We start from the raw sequence: 24,569 nt of genomic DNA, 5'->3' as shown, positions 1-24,569 counted from the left end.
ATGGGCCGCCAGCGCCTGCTGACAACCGTCACGGCGGTATGGTCTAATCCCGGCATGTCCGCCCCACCCAAAGCCAGCGCCGTGCGCACTCCATTCAAGACCGTCGCCCTGGTGGGCAGGTACTCCACCGCCGGCATCGAAGGGCCGCTGGAAGAGATCGCCTCCTATATCCTGCGCAACGGCCAGGATGTGGTGTTCGAGCGCGAGACCGCGCTGGCCACCGGGCTGACCGCCTACCCCGCCCTGTCCGCCGAAGAGATCGGCACGCAGGCCGACGTCGCCGTGGTGCTGGGTGGCGACGGCACGCTGCTGGGCATTGCGCGCCAGCTTGCCGGCTATGACGTGCCCCTGATCGGCGTGAACCACGGGCGGCTCGGCTTCATGACCGATATTGCGCTGGAAGACGCGCACACCGTGCTGCCCGACATGCTCGACGGCCGCTACGAGTCCGAGACCCGGCTTCTGCTGGCCTCGCGCGTGGTGCGCGACGACATGGACATCTTCTCGGCGCTGGCGCTGAACGATGTGGTGGTGAACCGCTCCGGCATCTCCGGCATGGTCGAGCTGGCGGTTTCGGTCGACGGCCACTTCATGTACAACCAGCGTTCCGACGGCCTGATCGTGTCGACCGCCACCGGCTCCACCGCCTACGCGCTGTCGGCCGGCGGCCCGATCCTGCATCCCACGCTGTCGGGCGTGGTGCTGGTACCGATCGCCCCGCACGCGCTGTCGAACCGGCCGATCGTGTTGCCGCACGACGCCGAGGTCACGATCGAGGTGGCGAGCGCGCGCGACGCCAGCGTCAACTTCGACATGCAGTCGCTGACCTCGCTGCTGCCGGGCGACCGCATCGTGGTGCGGCGCTCGCAGAAGACCATCAACCTGCTGCACCCGGTGGGCTACAACTACTACGCCACACTGCGCAAGAAGCTGCACTGGCACGAATACCCGTCCGAAGACAACCGCCTCTGAGCGCCATCCAGCCGCCCCTCAGCCCGAGCCCGACCCGTCATCGGACCGACCACCCTTCCCCGCCACGATGCTGCGCAGCCTGTCCATCCGTGATTTCGTCATCGTCGACACCCTCGACCTGGACTTCGCCTCCGGCTTTACCGTGTTCACCGGCGAGACCGGCGCCGGCAAGTCGATCCTGATCGATGCCCTGGCGCTGGTGCTGGGCGAGCGCGCCGATGCCGGCGTGGTGCGCGAAGGCGCGCCGCGCGCCAGCGTCAGCGCCACCTTCTCGACCCATCCCGCGCTCGATGCGTGGCTGGCCGAGCGCGAGCTCAACAGCGAAGAAGACGGCGGCGTGCCGACCGTGCTGCTGCGCCGCACCGTCGATGCCGGCGGCCGCAGCAAGGCCTTTATCAACGGCGCCGCCGCGACCCTGGCACAGCTGCGCGAAGTGGGCGACCAGCTGGTCGACATCCATGGCCAGCACGCGCATCAGCAACTGCTGCGCCCGGATGCGCAGCGGCTGCTGTTCGACGCCCACGCCGGCCTGACGCAGCAGGCCGCCGCGGTGGCCGAGGCCTGGCGCGCCTGGCGTGCCTGCGTGCGCCAGCGCGAAGCGGTCGAGCACCAGTCGCGCGAGATGCAGCTCGAGCGCGAACGGCTCGAATGGCAGGTGGGGGAACTGGACAAGCTCAACCCGCAGCCGGGCGAATGGGACGAGATCCAGTCGGAGTACAACCGGCTCTCGCACGCCGCCGGCCTGATCGACGGCAGCCGCGCCGCGCTCGACGCACTGTCCGAGGCCGACGGCTCGGTGCTGTCGGCGCTCAACGGCATCGTGCACCGGCTGCAGCAGCTGGCCGATGTCGACGCCGCGCTGCGCGACGTGCTGGCCGCGCTGGAGCCGGCGCAGCTGCAGGCCGAGGAAGCCGCGCATTCGCTGACGCGCTATGTCGACCGGCTCGAGCTCGATCCCGAGCGGCTGCAGGCGGTGGAAGAGCGCATGCAGGCGCTGCACGCCACCGCGCGCAAGTACCGCCTGCCGCCCGAGCAGCTCGCCGATGAACTGGTCGCGCGCCGCCAGCAGCTCGACGACCTGCAGGCCGCGCAGGACCTGAACAAGGTGATGGCGCGCGAGGCCGCGGCCAAGGCCGCCTACCTGACGCTGGCGCAGCATCTCAGCCATGCCCGCAAGCAAGCCGCGCAGGCGCTGTCCGGCGCGGTCACCGACGCCATGCAGGGCCTGTCGATGGCCGGCGGCAGCTTTGTCGCGGCGCTCAATGCGCTTGACGAAGGCCAGAGCTACGGCCTGGAGCAGGTCGAGTTCCTGGTGGCCGGCCACGCCGGCGTCAGCGCGCGCCCGCTCGCCCGGGTCGCCTCAGGCGGCGAACTCGCGCGCATCAGCCTGGCGATCTCGGTGATCACCAGCGAAGCCTCGCCCACGCCCACGCTGATCTTTGACGAGGTCGACACCGGCATCGGCGGCGCGGTCGCCGAGGTGGTCGGCCGGCGCCTGCAGGAACTCGGCCGCGCGCGCCAGGTGCTGTGCGTGACCCACCTGCCGCAAGTGGCGGCGCAGGCCGGCACCCATCTGCTGGTCAGCAAGGAAACCACGGCCGAAGCCGACGCGTCGGTGACGCGCTCGCGCATCCGCGTGCTCGACCCGGCCGGACGCGTGGTCGAGACCGCGCGCATGCTGGGCGGCGCCACCGTCACCGCCACGACGCTGCAACATGCCGAGGAGATGCTGGCGCAGGGCATGACCGACAGCGGCGCCGGCCAGCCCGCGCGCGCGGGCAAGGACGGCAAGCGCGGCCGCCGCGCCGCCGCCGGCTAAGGTTCGCGCCACATTGAGCGGCCTTGCGTGGCACCGCGCCAATTTATTTATCGACAGGAGCTTTCCCCATGACCCGCCCAGCGCCGCCCACCGACCACCGCCCGCGCGCCTCGCGGCGCGCGGTGCTGGCCCTTGCCACCGCCGCGTCGGCCGCACTGCTGGCACTGTCCGCCTGCCAGGCCCAGCACAAGGCTTCGGCGCCGCCGCCGGGCAGCATCAGCGACGACCGTGCGCTTGGCGACATCATGGTCCGCTTCAAGCCGCCCGCGGTGGACCTGTCCGAAGACGCCGGCAAGCTGCTGGCCGAGATCAAGGGCCCGATCCGCTACGTGGTCAAGCGGCCGATGTCCGGCGGAGTGTGGCTGGTCACGGCGATCTCGCCGTCGGCGGACGCCACCCTCGACCAGGCCGTCGACACGCTGCGCGCCACGCCGCGCATCGAGACCGCCGAACCGGACCGGCTGCTCAAGCCCAGCCGCAGCATGCCCACCAGCCGCGACATGCCGGCGCGCTAGCACGTGCCGAATCTGTACGGAACGCCGCATTAACGAACGCGGACGATCCCAAAGCCGGCCTTGCACAACCCGGCGGGATCGTATTCGCTACATAACATGCCCACGCGCCGGCCCGGCCCGAGCGCGCTACGCCCCAGGGAGGAGAAATCCATGCCGCATTCCGCGCTGTCCGTGTTCCGCCGCAGCTTCGCGGCCCGCCGCTGGCGGGCCATCGCCCTGGCCACCGCCGCAGCATGCGGCGCGCTCCCGACCGGCACGGCGCTTGCAGCCGGCGCGCAGTCCGCGCCGGCCTACACCGGCCACATCATCGTGCGCTGGCGCGACGGCACTACCGCGGTCGATGGCAGCGGCGCCGTCAAGTCGCCGGCTGCTGCCGAAGCCCTCAAGCAGCTGAGCGAACGCACCGGCATCGCGCTGTCGGCACGCCGGGCCATGGGCGGCAACCTGCAGCTGCTGCAGGTGGCCGACGCCGATGCCGCCGATCCCGAAGCGGCGGCGGCGCGACTGCGCCAGGACCCGCGCGTGGCCGATGCCGTGCCCGACCGCTGGCTGCGGCTGCACGACACCCTGCCCGACGATCCCGAGTTCCAGGTCAACCAGCCGTACCTGAAGGGCACCGGCACCGCAGTCGGCGGCGTCAACCTGCCGCGCGCGTGGGACCGCACCGGCGGCAGCAGCGGCATGGTGGTGGCGGTGGTGGACACCGGCATCCTGCCCCATCCCGACCTGCAGGGACGGCTGCTGTCCGGCTTCGACTTCATCAGCACCACCACGGTTTCCAATGACGGCGACGGCCGCGACGGCGACCCGACCGATGCCGGCGACAACCTGCCAGCCGGCTTCACCTGCCCGGGCAGCAGCACGCCAACGCCCGCTCCTACCAACAACAGCTGGCATGGCACGCGCGTGGCCGGCGTGCTGGGGGCGCTGACCAATAACTCGCGCGATATCGCGGGGGTCGACTGGAATGCGCGCATCCTGCCGGTGCGGGTGTCGGGACGCTGCGGCGCGCTGCTGTCCGACACCGTCGACGGCATGCGCTGGGCCGGCGGCCTGCCGGTGCCGAACGTGCCGGACAACCCGAACCCGGCGCGCGTGGTCAATATCAGCCTGGGCGGCGGCACCTGCAGCGGCATCGAGCAGCAGGCCGTCAACGACCTGAATGCGCGCGGCGTGGTGGTGGTGGCCGCGGCCGGCAACAACCGCGGTGCGGTCGAGGCGCCGGCCGACTGCAGCGGCGTGATCGCGGTCACCGCGCACGCCAACGGCGGCGAGAACGCCAGCTATGCCAACGTCGGCCCGCAGGTGGCGATCAGCGCGCCGGGCGGCGGCTGCGGCAACTCGCAGGTGGTCGACGGTCGCTGCACGGTCACGCCTTCGGTGATCCGCACGCTCAGCAACGACGGCAAGACGACGCTGGGCAACTACGTGGTGGCGTCGTCGGCGGGCACCAGTTTCGCCGTGCCGATGGTCTCGGGCGTGGTGTCGATGATGTTCACGCTCAATGGCTCGCTGACGCCGGCGCAGGTCACCGCGGCGCTGAAGAGTTCGGCGCGCCCGCATCCCTCCGGCACGTTCTGCACCACCAACCCGGGTGTGTGCGGCGCGGGGCTGCTCGATGCCGACGGCGCGCTGCTGGCCGCGCTGGGCATGCCGCCGGCGCAGGCCGCGCCGGCACCGGCCGCGGATGGCGGCGGTGGCGGCGGCGCGGTGCCGCTGTGGAGCGCGCTGCTGCTCGCCCTGGCGGGACTGACCGGCTTCGCACTGCGCCGCCGCGGCTAGCGGCAGCGGTGGGGCTCAGGCGGCGGCGCCGCTATCGCCCGCCGGCCGCCGCGCCAGCCACCACTCCTGCAACGCCCAGCACAGCAGGCCGGCCACGGCGCCGGCCGCGTGCGCCACTCGCACCACGCCGAAGCCCCACGCCGGATCGAACACCACCGGCGCCAGCCACGACTGTTCCACCCAGACCTTGGCCAGCACGCCCAGGCACAGCAGCACGCCGGTGATGCGCGCCAGGCCCGGCGCGCGCAGCAGCCCCAGCGCGCCCCACAGCGCCAGCCCGTGCAGCGCGCCCGAGAGCCCGCCGTACCAGGCAATCGCCGGCACGCGCAGCAGCACCAGCTGCACCGCGATGCCGCACGCCACCAGCACCAGCAACAGGCTGCGCACCCGCGCCACGCGCGCGCAGATCGCCAGCACGCCGGTGGCGGCGAGCATGTCGGCCAGCCAGTGATGGCCGTCGAGGTGCACCCACATCGCCGTGGCCAGGCGCCACCACTGCCCGTCCACCCGCACCGCGTCGCGCAGGTACAGGCCCTGCGCATGCCACCACGGCAAGAAGGTGAACGCCGCCGACAGCGCCCATACCAGCGCCACTCCCGCCAGCAGCCCCGGCCACGATGCGCCGGGCGGCGCCGGCGGCCCCGCGGCCTCAGCCCTCACCGAACACGGCCCGCCACAGCGTGCCCACCGCCGCGACCTGCGCGGCCATCGACGCCGGCGCCACGCGCGCATGGACCTGGCCGTCGAGGCGCAGCTGGTGCTGGCGCGCGCGGAACAGCCGGTAGGCGTCGCCCACCGCCAGCGCCAGCTTGGCATCGATCAGGCCCAGCTCGCCGGCTTCGCGCAGCAGCGCGATGTTGCCGGCATTGCGCGTCAGCTGCGGATGGGCGCGGCTATGCAGCAGCACCAGGTACTGCACCGTGAATTCGATATCGACCATGCCGCCGCGATCGTGCTTCAGGTCGAACAGGTCGGTGGGGTTGGGATGGCCTTCGGCAACCTTGCGGCGCATCTGCGCGATCTCGCCGCGCAGCACCGCGGCGTCGCGCTCCTGGCACAGCACCTCGTCGCGCAACGCCTCGAAGCGCGCGCCGATGGCGGCGTCGCCGGCGCAGAAGCGTGCGCGCGTCAGCGCCTGGTGTTCCCACACCCAGGCGGTGTTGTCGCCCTCGCGCAGCTGGTAGCGGCGAAACGCGTCGAAGCTGGTCACCAGCAGGCCGGCCGCGCCATTGGGACGCAGCCGCGTGTCGACGTCGAACAGCGCGCCGGCCGCGGTATGGCTGGTGAGCCAGGTGATCAGGCGGCGCGCATAGGCGGCATAGACCTCGGGCGCGCGCTCGTGCTCGTCGTCGTACAAGAAGATGATGTCCAGGTCCGAGGCATAGCCCAGTTCCTTGCCGCCCAGCCGTCCATACGCGATCACGGCGAAGCGCGGCACCTCGCGATGGCGCGTGGCGAGCTGGCGCCACACCGTTTCCAGGGTCGCGTCGAGCATGGCATCGGCCAGGTCCGACAGGCGGTCGGCCACCTGCTCGACCGTCAGCATGCCCTGCAGGTCCTGCAGCAGCACGCGGAAGGTCTCCGCATGGTGCTCGCGGCGCAGGATGTCCATCTGCTGCTCGACCTGCCCCTCCGCGGCCAGCAGCCGTTCATGCAGGCGCTTGCGGAACGCGGCCCAGTCGGGCGCGCCGGCCAGCGCGTCGCTGTCGAGCAGTTCGTCCAGCAGTTGCGGATGGCGCGTCAGGTAGGCCGCGGCCCAGCGCGAGGCGTGCAGCGTCTGCGCGACGCGGTCCATCGCCTGCGGATATTCGGACAGCAGCGACAGGTAGGAGGCGCGCCGGCTGATCGCCTCGAGGAAGTCGATAAAGCGTCCGATGGTGCTGTCGGGATCGTCCTGGCGCGCGGCCAGGTCGAGCGCGCGGTTGACCAGCTGGTCGAAGCGCGCGCGGCTGGCTTCGGACAGCGCGCGATAGCGCAGCGACGCAGCAGTCGCGCGCAGCCGGTCCAGCAGCGCATTGCAGTCGGTAAAGCCGGCAGCCTGCAGCCGCTGGCACGGCACCGCGCTGTCGGCTTCGGCCTGCGACGCATCCTGGCGCGGGGTGTCCTGCGCGCGCGCGGCGCTGTCTTCCATGACGATGTCCGGCCACAGGGCCTCGCACGGGCCGGCGTCGGGGTCGGAAAAGGTGGCCTCGAACTGCTGCGCGACCGGTTCCTGCAGCTCGGCCAGCCGCGACAGCAACGCCGGCCAGTCGGCGCAGCCCATCATCCGCGCCACGGCCTGCTGCTCGTCCGGTGAAGTGGGCAGGTGGTGGGTCTGCGCGTCGTCGCGGTATTGCAGCCGGTGTTCGAGCTGGCGCAGGAAGCGATAGGCATCGCCCAGCTGTGCGGCCTGCCCGGCGGGCAGCAGGCCGCGCTCGACCGCCACCGCCAGCACCTCCAGCGTCGGCCGGATCCGCAGCGCGGGATCCTGGCCGCCGCGGATCAGCTGGAACACCTGCGCCATGAATTCGATCTCGCGGATACCGCCGCGGCCCAGCTTGATATTGAACGAGCGCTGGTTGACACCGTGCCCGGGCAGGCCGCCGCTGCGCTTGGCGGCCTCGCTGCGGATCTGCGCATGCAGCGAGCGGATCGCCGCGATCACGCCGTAGTCGAGGTAGCGCCGGAACACGAACGGCGACGTCAGCCGCGCCAGCAGGCCGGCGGTACGCTGCGCATGGGGCGAGTCCAGCGCCGACACCACGCGGCCCTTGATCCAGGCGTAGCGCTCCCACTCGCGCCCCTGCACCACCAGGTATTCCTCGAGCATGCCCAGGCTGCAGGCCAGCGGCCCGGCATCGCCATTGGGACGCAGCCGCATGTCGACACGGAAGACGTAGCCGTCGGCGGTCACGTCGGCAAGCAGGTTGATCAGCCGGCGGCCCAGGCGGATGAAGTACTCGTGGTTGGACAGTGTGCGCGGGCCGCCCTGGGTCTCGCCGTCCTCGTCGTAGAGGAAGATCAGGTCGATATCGGACGAGACATTGAGCTCGCGCCCGCCCAGCTTGCCCATGCCCACCACCACCAGTTCCTGCACCTCGCCGCTGTGCGCGCCGACCGGGCGGCCGAAGGTGGCGGCAAGATCGTCGCCCAGCACCGCCAGGCCATGCTGGATCGCCAGTTCGGCAAGGTCCGTCATGGCACCGGTGACCTCGCCCAGCGTCGCCAGGCCGCGCAGGTCGCGCTCGATCACCGCGCACATGACCTCGGCACGCAGCCGGCGCAGCGCGCGCTTGGCGGCATCTTCGGCATCGGCTGAGGGCGTGTGCAACGCCTGCAGCCGCGCTGCCATCCAGGCGCGCGTGAGCGGCTGCGCCACCGCGGCGGCGAGGATTTCCGGCAGGTCCGGGCGGGCCTGCAGCACGCGCCGCGCGTAGTGCGAGTACGCGGCCGAGTACAATACGTCGCCGCCTGCCCGGGCGCCTTCGCCATCCGGCTGCAGCGCCTGCGCCGCGGTGACGGCAAAGGCGCCGGCGGCCATGGTGCCGAGGCCCTGCCCCGGTGCGACGGACGCCGCATGGGCGGGTTCCGGTGTGGCGCGCGCGCCATGTTGGTCAGCAGCGTCGCCAGCGGCGGAACTCGTCGGATCAGAGGCAGTCATTCCAGTATTTGAAATGCAAGCAAAGGTGCGAAAGGTGCGGCCAGGGGTACCCGCCGCGGTGCGCGCAGCTTGCGCATTTCTTGTTTTAGCCGGCCGGGCACCAGATTGGAGAGCGGCTAGTATTGTCGGATAATCTGCGCATGTCCAGCCGCGCCCCACAACCCGCTGACGGTTCTCCCCCCAATGGCGGCGCGGGCGGGCACGAGGCCGCCACCACGCTGCCCGCTACGCCCACCGGTTCCCTTGTCATTGACGCCCCCGACGCCCCCCGGCGGAGTTCCACGTGGGCGCGCGCCGGGGCACTGGCCCGCGCCAGTGCGCGAGTGGTCGCGGCGGCCGTGCGCCATCCGTTCTGGCGCGCCCTGGGCCGCGGCCTGGTACGCGTGGCGCTGGTGCTGGCCGTGCTGGCGCTGGCGGCCGGGCTGCTGATCCGCTTCGTGCTGTGGCCGCAGGCCTCGGCCGCGCGCGAGTGGCTGGAACAGCGCGGCTCGCAGGCGCTGTCGGCGCAGGTCAGGATCGGCTCGCTCGATACCTATTGGGACGGCTGGCACCCCGCCTTCCGCGCGCGCGGCCTGAGCGCGGTGGACAGCCAGCAGCGCGCGCTGCTGTCGGCGGCCACGCTCGACGGCAAGCTGGCGTGGCGTTCGCTCATCAGCATGAACCTGCAGTTCGTCAGCCTGAGCGCCAGCGGCACCGACATCCTGGTGCGCCGCACGCCCGAGGGCCGGCTGCTGGTCGCCGGCATGGTGGTCGACGCCACCGGCGGCCAGCAGGACGACGACCGCTTCCTTGGCTGGCTGATGTCGCAAGGGCGCGTGGCGCTGTCCGACGGCAAGCTGCGCTGGCTCGACGAGAAGGCGCGCCTGCCCCGGCTCGACATCGGCGAGATCCGCCTCGACACCCGCCGCGACGGCGCGCGCCACACCTTCCACCTGGAAGCGCGCTCGCCGGCGCTGGGCCCGCGCCCGCTCGAGGTGCGCTCGACCTTCCGCGACGACTACCTGCACAGCGCCGGCAACTGGCGCCACTGGACCGGCCAGGCCACCTGGGACCTCGGCCAGCTGCAGCTGCCGGTGCTGCAGCGCTACCTGGCGATGTTCGAGCGCGTCGCCAGCGGCACCTTCAGCACCGACGGCAGCATCGAATTCCGCCAGGGGCGCATCGTGCGCAGCCAGACCCGGCTGCGCGCCAGCGGCGTCGACCTGCAGCTGGCCGGCGCCGCCGCGCCGCTGCGACTGGCCAACGCGCAGGCCCTGCTGCTGCACCGGACCGAGCGCGACGGCAGCAACCTGCTGACGGTCGACACGCTGCTATGGCAGCCGCAGGCCCAGCAGCCGGCAGTGCCCGATGCCAGCAACGCGCCCGCGGTGGCCGACGGCAGCTGGCGCGAAGGCATGCGCAAGGTCGCCATCGGCTGGGCCCGGGCCAGGGACGGCACCCTGAACAAGTTCTCGCTGAAGGCGCCCTCGCTGGACCTGAACACGGTGCGCGCGCTGGCCACCTCGATGCCGATCGATACCGCGGTGCTGCGCCAGTTGCGCGCGCTGCAGCCGGCGGGGCACATCGACAACCTCAACGTCAGCTGGACCCGCGCGCGCACCGGCATGCTCGAGCGCGGCGGCGGCAAGCCCCACTACAGCATCCAGGGCACGCTGCGCGAGGTCTCGATCAACGGGCAGCCCGCGGTGCCGGCGCTCGACGCCGCCGGGCATCCGCGGCTGGGCACGCCGGGCTTCTCGCGCCTGTCCGGCACCTTCACCCTCGACGACCAGCAGGGCACGGCGCGCTTCGAGGGCAATGACGCGGCGCTGGTGCTGCCGGGGCTGTTCGAAGACCCGCGCCTGCCGTTCGACCAGATCGGCGGCGACGTGCGCTGGCAGCGCCGCGACGGCAAGCTCGCGGTGACGCTGGAGAGCGTGCGCTTTGCCAATGCCGACGCCGCCGGCTCGGTGCGCGGCACCTGGCGCGAGGGCGGCGATGGCGTCTCGGGCATCGCCGACCTGGCCGGCGAGATGACCCGCGCAAGAGTCGCGCGGGTGCCGCGCTACCTGCCGCTGAGCATCCCCGCCGCGACCCGCCACTACCTGTCCGGCGCGCTCACCGGCGGCGAGGCTGCCGGGGTCAGCTTCGTGCTGCGCGGCGACCTCGCGCACTTCCCGTTCCAGGCACCGCACGAGCAGGCGGGCGAGTTCCGCGTCGAGGTCCCGATCGAACACGTCAGCTACCAGATCGCACCGCATGACGCGAGCCACGAGCCCGCGCACGGCACCCCCGGCGCATCGTCATGGCCGGTGTTCACCGACATCGCCGGGCGCGTGGTGTTCGACCGCGGCGGCATGACCTTCCTGGCGCGCCGGGCCACGGTGCAGGACATTGCCGGCGTCACGCTGCACGATGTCAGCGGCCGCATCGACGACCTGAGCCCGCGCGGCAAGCTCGCCATCGACGGCAGCGCCACCGGGCCAGTGCAAGGCTTCGTACGCTACATCAACGCCTCGCCGGTGCGCGAGTGGACCGGACACGTGGCCGATGCGGCCCGGGCCGGCGGCAACGGCGAGCTGAAGCTCAAGCTCGAGATGCCGCTGGAACACGCCGACGCGGCCAGGGTCGATGGCCGCTTCCGCTTTCCCGGCAACGATGTCGCGCTCAGCCCGCAACTGCCGCTGCTGGGCAATGCCAGCGGCGTCATTACCTTCAACGAGCATGGCTTTGGGCTGGAAAACATTCGCGCGCGCTTTCTTGGCGGCGAGCTGCGCCTTGCCGGCGGCACCCAGCCGGACGGCGCCACGCGCGTGAACGCCAGCGGCCAGGCCTCGGCCGCCGGACTGCGCGAGGCCGCCGCGGGCACGGCGCTGGCGCCGCTGGCGGCGCGGCTGGAAGGCGCCACCGGCTACAGCGCAGTGATCGGCGTGCGCGAACGGCAGATGCAGGTCCAGCTGAACTCCGAGCTCAACGGCATGGCGCTGCAGCTGCCGGCGCCGCTGGCAAAGGCCGCCGCGCCCGCATTGCCGCTGCGCGTCGAGCTGCGCCCGGCCGCGCAGGCGGCCAATGCCGCGCGCGCCGGCACCGACGAACTGTCGCTGCAGCTGGGCAATGTGCTCAACGCCCGCTACCTGCTGCGCCGCGATGGCGGCAGCGGCTTCGAGGTGCTGGCGGGCGGCATCGGCGTGCAGCAGGCGGCGCCGCTGCCGGCCGCCGGCGTCAGCGCCGCCGCCACCTTCGACCAGCTCGATATCGATGCCTGGCGCGCTGCCTTCGGCGCAGGCGCCGACGGGGCGGGTGCCGGCGAGCCGCCCTCGCCGTTCCTGCCGCACCGCATCGCGCTGCGCGCGCGCACGCTGCACGGCATGGGCCGCACGCTGGACGAGGTCGCCCTCGACGCGAGCCGCGAAGCCGAGGGCTGGAACGCGCGGATCGATTCCCGCCAGATTGCCGGCGCGGTGCAGTGGCGCCCGGGCGGATCGCCTGCCGCCGGCTCGCTGCGCTTGCGCCTGGCACGCCTGAACGTGCCCGATGCCAGCGACGAGCACAACGTGGTCGATGCACTGGCCAGCAGCATCGACACCTTGCCCGCGATCGACCTGGTCGCCGACCAGTTCATGCTGCGCGGCCACGACTTCGGCAAGCTCGAGGTCAAGGCGCATACCGAGACCAGTACCGGCGGCACCGATCCGGTCTGGACCCTGGACAAGCTGCAGATCGAACAGCCCGGCGCCACCCTGACCGGCAACGGCAGCTGGCGCGTGCCGCGCCGCCTGCGCGCCGACGCCAGCGCCGAGCGCCGCACGCTGCTGTCGTTCGCCATCGACGTGCGCGATGCCGGCGCGACGCTGGACCGGCTGGGGCTGCCGCATACCCTCAGCGACGGCAAGGGCAAGCTCGAGGGCCGCGTGGCGTGGCGCGGCTCGCCGCTGTCGATCGACTATCCGACGCTGACCGGCAAGTTGTCGCTGGACCTGGAGAACGGCCAGATCCTCAGCGTCGAGCCGGGCGCGGCCCGCCTGCTGGGCGTGCTCAGCCTGCAGGGCCTGCTGCGCTTTGCCACGCTGGACTTCCGCACGCTCTCGGGGCGCGGGCTGCTGTTCGACCGCATCACCGGCAGCGGCACCATCGAGAACGGCGTCGGCACCATCCAGGACTTCCGTCTGCGCAGCCCGCAGATCATCGCCAGCATGAGCGGCACCGCCAACCTGCTGCGCGAGACCCAGGACCTGCGCGTGGAGGTAGTGCCGCGCATCAACGCCACCACCACATCGATCGCGGCGGCCTTTATCAACCCGGCGCTGGGCATCGGCACGCTCGCCGCGCAGTTGCTGTTCGCCGACGAGTTCTCCAAGATGTTCACCCAGCACTACCGGATCTCGGGCAGCTGGGCCAACCCACAGGTCGGCAAAGTGGAGGACAATAAGGCGCAAGGCCCGACCTTCGACAACCGCGCGGACCCGGCCTTCCCGCGCTAGAAGAAGATGCCGCCCCCATGAGCCCAGCCAATCCAGCCAGCCCTGCCCCGTTCCGCGTTGCCGCCGTCCAGACCGTGACCGGCACCTCGCTCGACGCCAACCTGGCGCGCGCCGAGGCGCGCATCGCCGAGGCCGCCGCCGGCGGTGCCGAGCTGGTGCTGCTGCCCGAGTATTTCTGCATCATGGGCCGCGCCGAATCCGACAAGGTGGCCGTGCGCGAGCACGACGGCGACGGCCCGGTGCAGCAGTTCCTGGCCGACGCGGCGCGCCGCCATGGCATCTGGCTGGTCGGCGGCACGCTGCCGATGTGGTGCGACGACCCGCAGCGCGTGTACAACACCTCGCTCGCCTTCAACCCGCGCGGCGAGCGCGTGGCGCGCTACGACAAGATCCACCTGTTCGGTTTCACCCGCGGAACCGAGAGCTATGACGAATCGCGCACCATCCTGGCCGGGCGCACGCCGGTCAGCTTCGATGCGCCCTGCGGCCGGGTGGCGATGTCGGTGTGCTATGACCTGCGCTTCCCGGAGCTGTACCGCGGCCTGGCCGCCGACGGCGGCACCAGCCTGATCCTGATGCCGGCCGCCTTCACCTACACCACCGGGCAGGCGCACTGGGAAATCCTGCTGCGCGCCCGCGCCATCGAGAACCAGTGCTATGTGCTGGCGGCGGCGCAGGGCGGCAAGCACGAGAACGGCCGGCGCACCTGGGGCCATTCGATGCTGGTCGACCCGTGGGGCGAAGTCCTGGCGATGCTGCCCGAGGGCGAAGGCGTGGTCGGTGGCGTGATCGACCCGGCGCGGCTGGAGGAAGTCCGGCAGAACCTGCCGGCATTGCGGCACCGGGTGCTGTAGCATGTACGCAACTGCGGGGGCCGATGGCGCCCTCGCCCACAGGATTGTCTGCCGCGCCGGCCAGCCCGCGCGGCCCAAGGAAAAAAAGGACCTCTCATGAACGCCGGCGATCTCGGAATCCGCAACCTGGCCACCGCGCAGCAATTGCTGCTGGCGCCGTACGGCCTGGACGAAGCCAGGCTCCAGCGCGTGCTGGCCGATATCTTCACGCACAAGGTCGACTACGCCGACCTGTACTTCCAGTACACCCGCAACGAGGCCTGGAGCCTGGAGGAAGGCATCGTCAAGTCGGGCAGCTTCAGCATCGACCAGGGCGTGGGCGTACGCGCCGTCTCGGGCGACCGCACCGCCTTCGCCTACTCGGATGACATCAGCCTGCCCGCGCTGTCGCAGGCGGCAGCCGCCACGCGCACCATCGGCAAGGCCGGCAGCGGCCGCGTCAAGGTCGCCGGGGAGCTGGCCACGCACGCGGGGCGCAACCTGTACACCCCCAACGATCCGCTCGACTCCATGAGCGCGGCGGAAAAGGTGGCGCTGCTGGAGCGCATCGAGCGCATGGCACGCGCCAAGGACCCGCGCGTGGTGCAGGTCATGGCAGGGCTGGCCGGCGAATACGACGTGGTGCTGGTGGCGCGCAGCGACGGCGTGATTGCCGCCGACGTGCGCCCGCTGGTGCGGGTCTCGGTCACGGTGATCGCCGAACAGGGCGGGCGCCGCGAGATCGGCTCGTCCGGCGGCGGCGGCCGCTATGCCTACGGCTATTTCACCGACGACCTGCTGCAGCAGTACGTGGACGAAGCGGTGTCGTCGGCGCTGGTCAACCTGGACGCGCGCCCGGCCCCGGCCGGCGCCATGACCGTGGTGCTGGGCCCGGGCTGGCCCGGCGTGCTGCTGCACGAGGCGGTCGGCCACGGCCTCGAAGGCGACTTCAACCGCAAGGGCTCGTCGGCGTTCGCCGGCCGCATGGGCGAACGCGTCGCGGCCAGGGGCGTGACCGTGGTCGACGACGGCACGCTGGCCAACCGCCGCGGCTCGCTCAACCTCGACGACGAAGGCAATCCGACCCAGTGCACCACGCTGATCGAGGACGGCATCCTGCGCGGCTATATCCAGGACACGCTCAACGCGCGCCTGATGAAGATGCCGGTCACCGGCAACGCGCGCCGCGAAAGCTATGCCGCGCTGCCGATGCCGCGCATGACCAACACCTACATGCTCAACGGCGACAAGGACCCGCAGGAGATCATCGCGAGCGTCAAGCGCGGCCTGTATGCGGTCAATTTCGGCGGCGGCCAGGTCGACATCACCAACGGCAAGTTCGTGTTCTCGGCCAGCGAGGCCTACATGATCGAGGACGGCAAGATCACCTACCCGGTCAAGGGCGCGACCCTGGTCGGCAACGGCCCGGAATCGCTCAAGGACGTGACCATGATCGGCAACGACATGCGGCTGGATTCGGGCGTGGGCGTGTGCGGCAAGGAAGGCCAGAGCGTTCCGGTGGGCGTGGGCCAGCCGACGCTGCGCATCGAGAACATGACGGTGGGTGGGACCGCCTGAGGCCGCTGGTTTGCTCCCTCTCCCGCTTGCGGGAGAGGAGTACCCAATCAGCTAGCCAGACGGCCCTCTCACGGCCGCACCTCATACACCAGATTGAACGGCGTCTGCGCCGCCCGCCGGAAGCTGCGGAAGCCCGCCTGCTCCGCCACCGCGCGCATGCGCGTCTCGCCCGCCTGCGCGCCCAGGCACAGGCCGACTTCCTGCGAGCGCGATGCCGGCGTGCAGATGAAGGTCGACGCGGAATAGAACACCCGGCCCACCGGGTTCAGGTTCTGCTCCAGCGCGTCGTTGGCAAAGGGTTCGACGATCATCCAGGCGCCGTCGGCGCGCAGGGTCTCGCGCACGTGGCGCGCCGCGCCCACGGGATCGCCCATGTCGTGCAGGCAGTCGAACACCGCCACCAGGTCATAGTCCTTGCCGTCGTAGTCCTTGGCGCTGGCCACTTCGAAGCGCACGCGCTCGGACACGCCGGCGCGGCGCGCGGCCTCGGCCGCATGGCGCACCGAAGGCTCGTGGTAGTCGAAGCCGACGAAGCGCGACGCCGGAAACGCCTGCGCCATGATGATGGTCGACGCCCCATGGCCGCAGCCCACGTCGGCCACCATGGCCCCGGCCTTGAGCCGCGCCGCGATGCCGTCGAGCGCCGGGATCCATTCCGACACCAGGTGCGCCGCATAGCCGGGCCGGAAGAAGCGTTCAGTGCCGTGGAACAGCGCGGGGTCGTGCTCGTGCCAGCCCAGCCCGCGGCCATTGCGGAAGATGTCGATCATCTTCGGAATCGCGCGGAACTGCGCCACCGCGATCTGGAACGCGCCCGGGATAAAGGCCGGGCTGCCTTCCTGCGCCAGCGCATAGGCCTGTTCCTCGTTCAGGCTGAACTGCCCCGAACCCGCGTCATAGTCGACATAGCCGCTGGCCGCCTGCGCCGACAGCCATTCGCGCAGGTAGCGCTCGTCGGTATGGGTCTTGGCCGCCAGCATGGCGACGGTCATCGGTTTTTCCGCCAGCGCCTTGTACAGCCCGAGTTCATCGCCGACGACCACGGTCGCGGCATGCATCACCGCGCCGATATCGCCGACGAATTTTTCCATGAAGGCATTCAGCCTCGCTTCATCGACGCTCATGATGCACCTCCCCGTGCCCACTGCTCCCCGCTTCCAATATAGCCATCGGCTATGCCCGGAAAAGCCGAAAAGCGACGGCAACAGCAACCTCGCAAGGCATCGCCGAAATGCAAGGCGGGTGGGTGCGCCAGCGCACGGCATGGCTGCGGCGACACTTGCCAACCCCGGCAAAAGGCGCTATAAAGATGCTTCGTCGCGCGGCCAGCAGCCAATGCGCAACGAAAATTATCGAAGCGGCGCGCAATTTCCTGCCTTTCTGCCACGCAGTGCAGCATAAATCCAGCGCCCGCGAAGAAAATCGTTTCAAGCTGACCCAAGCCAACGCCTTTTCCCGCCATGTCCGCTAAGTTTTACTTTTACTTTTTTGGCGATCTCACACCGCTGGCGGATAGGGAGGGATGGCTGTAAGCAGCGCCCCGAATACAAAAAAAACCGCCAGCGACCCTGGCGGTTTTTTTATACCCCTTTGTTTTCCCACCCACTCACGACCTCACAAGAATCCTGGAGCCATCATGCTGAAGAACACCGACGACCTGCGCATCCGCGAACTCAAGGAGCTGCTGCCGCCCGCGCACCTGATCCGCGAGTTCGGCTGCTCCGAACAGGCTTCGGACGTGATCTACGGCGCGCGCCAGGCCATGCACCGCATCCTGCACGGCATGGATGACCGGCTGATCGTCATCATCGGCCCGTGCTCGATCCACGATACCCGCGCCGCGCTGGAATACGCCAAGCTGCTCAAGGTGCAGCGCGAGCGCTTCGCCGGCGAGCTCGAGGTGGTGATGCGGGTGTATTTCGAGAAGCCGCGCACCACGGTGGGCTGGAAGGGCCTGATCAACGACCCGCACATGGACGGCAGCTTCAAGATCAACGACGGCCTGCGCACCGCGCGCGAGCTGCTGCTGACCATCAGCGAAATGGGCGTGCCGACCGGCACCGAGTACCTCGACATGATCAGCCCGCAATACATCGCCGACCTGGTCAGCTGGGGCGCGATCGGCGCGCGCACCACCGAGTCGCAGGTGCACCGCGAGCTGGCGTCGGGTCTGTCGTGCCCGGTCGGCTTCAAGAACGGCACCGACGGCAACGTCAAGATCGCGGTCGACGCGATCAAGGCCGCATCGCAGCCGCACCATTTCCTGTCGGTGACCAAGGGCGGACATTCGGCGATCGTGTCGACCTCGGGCAACGAGGACTGCCACGTGATCCTGCGCGGCGGCAAGGCGCCCAACTACGACGCCGCCAGCGTGCAGGAAGCCTGCGACGCCATCGCCAAGGCCGGCCTGGCCTCGCGCCTGATGATCGACGCCTCGCATGCCAACAGCAGCAAGAAGCACGAGAACCAGATCCCGGTGTGCGCCGAGATCGGCCGCCAGATTGCTGCCGGCGACCAGCGCATCATCGGCGTGATGGTCGAATCGCACCTGGTGGCCGGCCGCCAGGACCACGTCCAGGGCCAGCCGGTCGACGAGCTGACCTATGGCCAGTCCGTCACCGATGCCTGCATCGGCTGGGACGACTCGGTCAAGGTGCTCGAGGGCCTGGCCGAGTCGGTGCGCCAGCGCCGGCTGGTGTCGGGCAGCGGCAACTGAAGCGCAGACGCAAGCAACGACTGAAGCAACACGGCGGGCACTCAGCCCGCCGTGCTACATCCGGCTGTCGTGCATGGCGCCGCCGCTGAGGTCGGCCAGGTCCGGCGTCACCTCGGCGTAGCGCAGCAGTTTCCCACCATGACGGGCAGCGAAGGCGGCCGCATCGCGTTCCGTGCTGAAGCTTGCCAGCGTCGGTCCCATCGATCCGTGGCGCCGGCTGCCGGCCACGTAGACGCCGGTGGTGGCATCGAACCAGTGGCCGCGCGGCCGCTCCCAGTCGGCGCGGGCCATGTCCTGCACGAAGGCCGCCTGCACCGGCCGCACCTGTTCCGGCCGCAGCAGCGCGTGGAACATCTCCACCGTATCGCAGAACCAGTGCGGGCGCGCCTCGCCCACATAGAACACCTGCGCCTTGGGCCCGGCGTAATCGGCCAGCAGCATGCCGTCCAGCGCGCAGGCGGTGGCGGCGTCGAACTCTTGCGGCCGAGCCGGGGCTTGCGGCTTGCGGCCGCAGCCGGCGAGCAGCACGGCGCTGCCGGCAAGCGTCAGCAACAGGTGGCGGCGAGGCCATGAGAACGGGGTACACAGCGGGGTACACATCAGCGGAAACTCCTGGCGGCAAGGGCCAGCGGCACGGCGATCCACGCCAGCAGCGCCGCGCCGGTCGGCCAGGGGCTGGCCAGCGCGGGCGGCACGATGCTGGCAACGCCCCCGGCGCTGCGCAGCTGGTCCAGTGAAAAGGCATTGACGATGCGAAACAGGTCGGCGGGGTTGAGCAACAGCAGCCACGCGATCCAGTCGGTGGCGGCATGCTGTGCGTCCGCGCCGCTGCCGGCGACCAGCATGCCGAGCAGCAGCAGGTCGAACACCAGCACGAAGAAGAACCACAGCCCGATCGCCAGCCCCGACGCCTGCGCGCGGTCGCGGCTCAGCACCGACAGCCACAGTGCCAGGCTCAGGAACGCCAGCCCCAACAGCACCGCACTGGCGACGAAGCCGAGGGTGTGATACAGCCCCGCCCAGCCGAACTGGCGCGCCAGCAGCAGCGCCATCAGCGCAAAGCCGCCGGCCGTGGCCAGCACCAGCGCGGCGGCCAGGCCGAGGTACTTGCCCAGCAGCAGCTCGCCGCGCGTCAGCGGCAGCGACAGCAGCAGGTCCAGCGAGCCGCGCTCGCGCTCGCCCACCACCGCGTCGAAGCCGAGCAGCAGCGCGATCATCGGCACCAGGTAGATCACCAGGCTGGCCAGGCTGGTGATGACGAGCTCCAGCGAGCGCGGGCCCAGCACGCCCTGCTCCGCGCCACCGAAGTAGCCGATCGCCAGCGACAGCGCCGTGAACACCGCCGCCACCGCCAGCACCCAGCGATTGCGCATGCGGTCGCGGAATTCCCTGCCGGCCAGCGCCGCCACCTGCCGCGCATCGAACCACTCGCCCATGCTCATGCCCTCATCCCCTCATGCCGAGAAACAGGTCCTCGAGCGACGGCTCGCGGATCTGCAGGTCCAGCAGCCGGCCGGCGAGCGGTTGCAGCGCCGCCAGCACCGTCATCTTGGCGGCGGGCGCACAACGCACCGTCAGTGCGTCGGGCAGCGCACTGTCGATCTCCAGCGCAGGCAGCGCGCTTAGCCGCCGCAGCGCCTCGTCGCGCGCGCCCGCCTCGACCCGCAGCACCAGCGTCAGCGGCAGTCCGGCCCGGGCGCGCAGCGCCTCGAGGCTGCCGGCGGCCTGCAGCCGGCCCGCGGACAGGATGGCAAAGCGGTCGATGCGCTGCTGCAGCTCGGCCAGGATGTGCGAGGTGATGACGATGGTGACGCCGCGCCCGCGCAGCGCGTTCAGCATGGCGTAGCAGTCGCGGATCGCGGCGGGGTCCAGGCCGTTGGTCGGCTCGTCCAGGAACAGCACGCGCGGCGCGCCCAGCAGCGCCTGTGCAAAGCCCAGGCGCTGGCGCATGCCCTTCGAGTATTCGCGCACCGGACGCGCGGCGGCACAGGACAGGCCCACCTGCCCGAGCATCGGCGCGCAGGCTTCCGCCTTCACGCCCTTCAGCCGCGCGAAGAAGCGCAGGGTCTCAAGGCCGCTCAGGTTGTCATGGAGCACCAGATGTTCGGGCAGGTAGCCGATGCCGCGGCGTGCCGCACGAAATGCGCGGCTGCCCACGTTGGCACCGGCCACGCGCAAGGTGCCGTGCGTCGGCGGCAACAAGCCCAGCATCATCCGGAACAGCGTGCTCTTGCCCGCGCCGTTATGGCCGATCAGCCCGAGCAGCTCGCCCTGCCCCACGCTCAGGCTGACATCGTCGACGGCGCGCAGCGCGCCGAAGTGCTTGCTGACGTTGGACAACACGATGGCATCCATGGCCGGTTCAGCGGCTGGCGTCGGCCGGCTCATGCCATTGCCTCCAGTCGGCGCGGGCCGGACGCATGCGCGGATATTGATCGACCACTCCCGGCGCACGGATCACCGGAAACTGGCGCCCCGCCAGCCGCAGCGCCTGCAGCGCCGGACTGCCCAACAGCAGCGCCACGCCCGGATAACGCCAGCTGAGCCGGTCGACCACGTCATTGGCCCGGTACGGGATATCGCCCACGCCATCGGCATCGCGGTCCCAGCCCAGGTAGTTGCTCCAGTAGTTGCCTTGCGCGCGCTCGGACCGGTCGCGTCCGCCCCAGGCCTCGTCGCGCGCGCCGACATAGCGCACCGGCTCGCGGTTGCCGATAAAGTCGTTGCCCTGCACCACGTTGCGCGTCGATCCCGCCGACAGGTGCACGCCGATGGCGTTGCCGAGCACCAGGTTGCCGCGTAGCTGCGCATACTCGACATCGTAGATAAAGAACCCGCGCTGGTTGTGCGCGACCACGTTGCCTTCGATCACCGAGTCCTGCAGCGTGCGCAGCATGATGCCGTGGTCGGCATTGGCCCAGGTGCGGTTGTTGCGCACCACCTGGTCGCGTACTTCCATCAGCGCCAGTCCGCCGCGGTTGCGGTAGCTGTCGTTGTTCTCCCACAGGTTGTGGTACGAGTTCATGTAATGGGTGCCGTAGCGGCTATGGTGCAGCCGGTTGCCGCGAAACACGGCATGGTGCGAGACGTCGACGTAGAGCGCGTCGCGCACAAAGCTGATGTGGTTGTCGAGAATGCGCGCGCCGCGCGTGTTGTAGAGCTGCACGCCGTTGCCGCGCTGCGCCGAGTTGTAGTCGCGCTTGCCGGTGATGGTGTTGGCCTCGACGCGGACCTCGTCGGCCTTTTCGATCCACAGGCCGAACAGGTTGTAGGTCAGCTCGCAGTGCCGCACTACCGCGCGGTGCGCGCCCGGCTGGATGTAGATGCCGGCGTTCTGGTCCTTCAGGCTGTCGCCGGAGTCGCGCACGATCAGCCCCTCGACCGTCACGTCGGGCGCGGCGATGCGCAGCGTATCGCCGCGCAGCGCGCCGCTGAGCGTCGGCCGCGCGATGCCGCGCAGCACCAGCGGCCTGGCGACGGTGAAGTTGCCGGTGTAGTGGCCGCGCGCGATCTCGATGGTATCGCCGGCAACAGCGGCATCGATCGCCGCCTGCAGCGACTGGCCGGGCTGCACGCGCCAGGTCGCTGACTGCACGCAGCCTGCCTCGCACGCAAGCCATAGGAGTGCGATACCGGACAGCAGCTTCATGCGGCCAGCATCCCCATCGCCTTCAGCGCCAGGAACAACACGGCACCAACGAGCAGGTTTTTGAAGCCGACATAGCTGAGCATGTCCATCACGGTGGCGCGACGATGGCGGCCGCGCCACCACGGGCCATCCTTGACATAGCGCTTTGCCGACAGGCGGATCAGCACCTCGTAGAGGCTCCAGCCCAGCCACCAGCCGATCACCGCGCCGGCGCGCAGTTGTCCGCTGGCCGCCAGCGCCCACGCCACGGTTGCCGCCAGCGCGACCGCCACGCCCGCCAGCTGCAACGCCGCGGCGGAGCGCCAGCCCTGCCCGCTCCAGGGCCACAGGTGGTCCCACAGCTCGGCGAAGAGGCGCGCGGCGCCCTTGGTGGCGGCGTAGTGCGGCGCTACGGGCTCGGTCGGCATGCGTGGATCGGGGTCCGACGGTTGTGCCGCGGCGGCCGTTACCGGCACCAGCGGAATGAAATACCCGTCGCGGCCCACCGGCGTCAGCGGCAGCCCGTCGCGCTCGCGCCGCTTGCGCTCGCGCGCCAGCGGCGGGCAGCCATGCGTATCGGTATAGAGCACCATGCAGTCGAGGCAATGCAGGCACTCGCGCTGGTCGATGCGGCCATCGGCATCGATCGCCTGTGCGCCGCAGCCCGCCGCACACGCCTTGCAATGGTTGCAGTCCGGCTTGCGCCGCAGGCCGAACCAGCGGAACGTGCTCGGCATTGCCAGCGCCGCGCCGAGCGGGCACAGGTACTTGCAGTAGGGACGTTCGATCAACAGCGACAGCGCCAGCAGCGCGCACGCGAACAGCCCGTAGGGCCACGCGCGATTGGCGATGCCGACCAGGAAGATGGTCTTGAACGGCTCGATCTCCGCCAGCCGCTCGGCCAGTCCCATCGAGAACACCGACACCGCCAGCAGCGCGAAGAACACGCCGTACTTGACCCACTTGAGCCGGTCGTGCCAGCGCCGTGGCAGCTGCCGCTGCCAGCGCTTCAGCCCGAGCAAACGGCCGAGCTTGTAGAGCGCCTCGGACAGCGAGCCGAACGGGCACAGCCAGCCGCAGAACAGCCCGCGCCCGAACAGCAGCACCGTGACGATGATGAAGATCCAGAAGCAGAAGATAAAGGGATCGCTCAGGAACAAGGCCCAGTCCCAGCGCAGCAGCAGCGCATGGAACCACGTCAGCACCTGCGTCACCGAAGGCTGCGCCATCGCGCCAAACCCCACGAAGACGATGCTGATGGCCCACGCCGTGTACTTGAACGCATTCACCGGCCACTTGTGCTTGTGGGTGGCGCGCCGCGTCAGGCGGTCGCGCAGTGCGTAGACCAGCGTGACCGCGCCCAGCAGCGCCACGAACAGCGCGATGGCGCCGGCCTGCCGCCGCCAGACCTTGCGCCACGGCGCCTGCGGCACGTCGATGCGAGGGCGCCCGCCCTGCAGCAGCGCCGCTGGCAACCAGTACGGCGCGTCGAAGCTGGCAAAGCTGCGCGTGCCGGTGGCGCGATCGACCCGGTTGCCGAGGAACGACAGCTTCCAGGGATACGCCGCCGAGAACGCCGGCGAACGGATCAAGAAGATTGCCGACTCGGTCGGCGCCGGCGCCCCCGGCGCGGCCACGCCATAGAGGTTCAGGTAGTCGAGGTCGCGGAAGGTGAAGGCGTCGGCGTCCTGGCGCACCTGCACCCGGTCATAGATGCCGCCACGCACGAAGCCGGAACCCTTGAACGACTCGGTGCCCGCGGTGCGGATCACGAAGATGGCGTGTTCGCCCGGCCGCAGCTGCGCGCGCAGCCCCTGCCAGCCGGCATCACCCAGCACGCTGCGCGCGAGATCGGGATGGTTGAGGTCGCCGAACCACAGCTCGATAAACGGGCCCCCGCCGCCCGGCAGCCCGACCTGCGCGGGCTGCACCAGCAGGCGCTGCACCGCCCCCATCGCCACCAGCTGCGGCCAGCTGTAGTGCGTGCCGCTTTCAACGAAGCGCGCCGTGGCGCGTTGTGTCGGCGACAGGATGCCGACCTGCCGCGCCACCGCCGCGCCCGCCGTGGTCAGCACCTGGTTCTGCGCGATCACCGTCACCGTGGCGCCCGAAATCGCATCGACACCGACCACGCCTTCGTCGGGACGCGACTGCCCCACTTCGATCTTGTCGGCGACCGACTTGCCGACGTACTGCCGGTTGAAATCCAGCAGCGCCGATTCCGGGATGCCCAGCAGCAGGATCGGCTCCGAATGCTTCAGCACCTTGACGCCGGCATAGCGGCCCTGCGTGTCCATGCCGATCAGCGTCACCACCGGCTTGCCCGAGTACGCCGGGGTATCGGTGATGTCGGTGGACAGCATGACGTAGCCGAGCCGCTCGCGCGTGCCGCCGGGGCCGGTGCGATAGCCTTCGACATAGGGCGGCTGGCCCATGCGCTGCGAGAACTCGGTGGCGCCGGGCAGCACCTGCGCGCACGGCACCAGTGCGCACAGGTCGGCAGCCGTGGCCAGCTGCGGCGGCAGCTCGGCCTCGTAGGCGCCCGCATGCGCCGGCGAGAGCAGGCCAAGCGAGAGCAGCCACGCGGCCAGGGCCGCGACCAGTCCTTTGAAGATTGCGTGCATCA

The 24,569-nt window shown here is 70.6% G+C and carries 17 protein-coding genes; 9 read left to right on the top strand and 8 right to left on the bottom strand.

Annotated elements, in window-relative coordinates; genetic code table 11:
* The first annotated feature begins 54 nt into the window (after positions 1–54).
* The 4 genes from U9J39_RS06700 to mprA all read left to right on the top strand — a co-directional run bounded on the left by U9J39_RS06700 (position 55) and on the right by mprA (position 5,088).
* Positions 55–972, top strand: a complete 918-nt coding sequence (locus U9J39_RS06700) for an NAD kinase (protein WP_115681429.1) — start codon at positions 55–57, stop codon at positions 970–972.
* Between the two features lie 67 nt (positions 973–1,039).
* On the top strand, positions 1,040–2,791 hold the full coding sequence (gene recN / locus U9J39_RS06695) for a DNA repair protein RecN (RefSeq protein ID WP_116312357.1): 1,752 nt from the start codon (positions 1,040–1,042) through the stop codon (positions 2,789–2,791).
* A gap of 68 nt (positions 2,792–2,859) precedes the next feature.
* The gene (locus tag U9J39_RS06690; RefSeq protein WP_115708874.1) at positions 2,860–3,306 is read left to right on the top strand and encodes a hypothetical protein; all 447 of its coding nucleotides are present in this window, start codon (positions 2,860–2,862) and stop codon (positions 3,304–3,306) included.
* Positions 3,307–3,456: 150 nt separating this feature from the next.
* Complete coding sequence (mprA, locus tag U9J39_RS06685) at positions 3,457–5,088, top strand: MprA protease, GlyGly-CTERM protein-sorting domain-containing form (RefSeq protein WP_326346789.1); 1,632 nt, start codon at positions 3,457–3,459, stop codon at positions 5,086–5,088.
* A gap of 15 nt (positions 5,089–5,103) precedes the next feature.
* Here mprA and rrtA read toward each other — a convergent pair whose 3' ends face one another.
* Together rrtA and glnE are read right to left on the bottom strand one after the other, a co-directional pair.
* A complete protein-coding gene (gene rrtA, locus U9J39_RS06680) occupies positions 5,104–5,748 on the bottom strand; it encodes a rhombosortase (RefSeq protein WP_326346788.1) in 645 nt (214 codons plus the stop codon).
* Entirely contained in the window at positions 5,738–8,728 is a 2,991-nt protein-coding gene (gene glnE / locus U9J39_RS06675; protein ID WP_326346787.1) for a bifunctional [glutamate--ammonia ligase]-adenylyl-L-tyrosine phosphorylase/[glutamate--ammonia-ligase] adenylyltransferase, read from the bottom strand. Before glnE ends, rrtA begins: the two co-directional genes overlap by 11 nt.
* Positions 8,729–8,868: 140 nt before the next feature.
* Between glnE and U9J39_RS06670 the strand changes: the two genes are divergently transcribed.
* The 3 genes from U9J39_RS06670 to tldD all read left to right on the top strand — a co-directional run bounded on the left by U9J39_RS06670 (position 8,869) and on the right by tldD (position 15,599).
* Positions 8,869–13,188, top strand: coding sequence for a YhdP family protein (locus U9J39_RS06670; RefSeq protein ID WP_326346786.1), 4,320 nt, complete (start codon positions 8,869–8,871; stop codon positions 13,186–13,188).
* Between the two features lie 17 nt (positions 13,189–13,205).
* Complete coding sequence (locus tag U9J39_RS06665) at positions 13,206–14,042, top strand: carbon-nitrogen hydrolase family protein (protein WP_115708866.1); 837 nt, start codon at positions 13,206–13,208, stop codon at positions 14,040–14,042.
* Between the two features lie 96 nt (positions 14,043–14,138).
* On the top strand, positions 14,139–15,599 hold the full coding sequence (gene tldD, locus U9J39_RS06660) for a metalloprotease TldD (RefSeq protein WP_115708864.1): 1,461 nt from the start codon (positions 14,139–14,141) through the stop codon (positions 15,597–15,599).
* A gap of 68 nt (positions 15,600–15,667) precedes the next feature.
* Here tldD and U9J39_RS06655 read toward each other — a convergent pair whose 3' ends face one another.
* Positions 15,668–16,723, bottom strand: a complete 1,056-nt coding sequence (locus tag U9J39_RS06655) for a class I SAM-dependent methyltransferase (RefSeq protein WP_115708862.1) — start codon at positions 16,721–16,723, stop codon at positions 15,668–15,670.
* A gap of 185 nt (positions 16,724–16,908) precedes the next feature.
* On the opposite strand from U9J39_RS06655, the gene U9J39_RS06650 reads away from it, so the two are divergent.
* Together U9J39_RS06650 and aroG are read left to right on the top strand one after the other, a co-directional pair.
* Positions 16,909–17,070: a hypothetical protein gene (locus U9J39_RS06650; RefSeq protein ID WP_172581727.1), complete on the top strand. Its 162-nt coding sequence runs from the start codon at positions 16,909–16,911 to the stop codon at positions 17,068–17,070.
* Between the two features lie 165 nt (positions 17,071–17,235).
* Positions 17,236–18,315, top strand: coding sequence for a 3-deoxy-7-phosphoheptulonate synthase AroG (gene aroG / locus U9J39_RS06645; protein ID WP_092313941.1), 1,080 nt, complete (start codon positions 17,236–17,238; stop codon positions 18,313–18,315).
* 54 nt (positions 18,316–18,369) lie between these two features.
* Here the strand turns inward: aroG and U9J39_RS06640 are convergent, their stop codons facing one another.
* From U9J39_RS06640 to U9J39_RS06620, 5 genes are read right to left on the bottom strand one after another with little or no spacing between them, the layout of a single operon-like run.
* Positions 18,370–18,915, bottom strand: a complete 546-nt coding sequence (locus U9J39_RS06640) for a nitrous oxide reductase accessory protein NosL (protein WP_115708861.1) — start codon at positions 18,913–18,915, stop codon at positions 18,370–18,372.
* Positions 18,915–19,751, bottom strand: a complete 837-nt coding sequence (locus tag U9J39_RS06635) for an ABC transporter permease (RefSeq protein WP_373429535.1) — start codon at positions 19,749–19,751, stop codon at positions 18,915–18,917. The genes U9J39_RS06640 and U9J39_RS06635 overlap by 1 nt, the downstream gene beginning before the upstream one ends.
* Before the next feature lie 10 nt (positions 19,752–19,761).
* Positions 19,762–20,670 (bottom strand): ABC transporter ATP-binding protein, encoded by a 909-nt coding sequence (locus tag U9J39_RS06630; protein WP_240987655.1) that lies wholly within the window; start codon positions 20,668–20,670, stop codon positions 19,762–19,764.
* Between the two features lie 7 nt (positions 20,671–20,677).
* Positions 20,678–21,964, bottom strand: coding sequence for a nitrous oxide reductase family maturation protein NosD (locus tag U9J39_RS06625; RefSeq protein ID WP_326346785.1), 1,287 nt, complete (start codon positions 21,962–21,964; stop codon positions 20,678–20,680).
* Positions 21,961–24,567, bottom strand: a complete 2,607-nt coding sequence (locus U9J39_RS06620; protein ID WP_116313252.1) for a 4Fe-4S binding protein — start codon at positions 24,565–24,567, stop codon at positions 21,961–21,963. The genes U9J39_RS06625 and U9J39_RS06620 overlap by 4 nt, the downstream gene beginning before the upstream one ends.
* Positions 24,568–24,569 lie beyond the last annotated feature (2 nt).

The sequence above is a fragment of the Cupriavidus sp. SS-3 genome (assembly GCF_035818815.1).
Lineage (GTDB): Bacteria > Pseudomonadota > Gammaproteobacteria > Burkholderiales > Burkholderiaceae > Cupriavidus > Cupriavidus taiwanensis_C.
The sequence above is the reverse complement of the archived record's forward strand: the minus strand, read 5'-3'. Positions and strand labels throughout refer to the sequence as shown.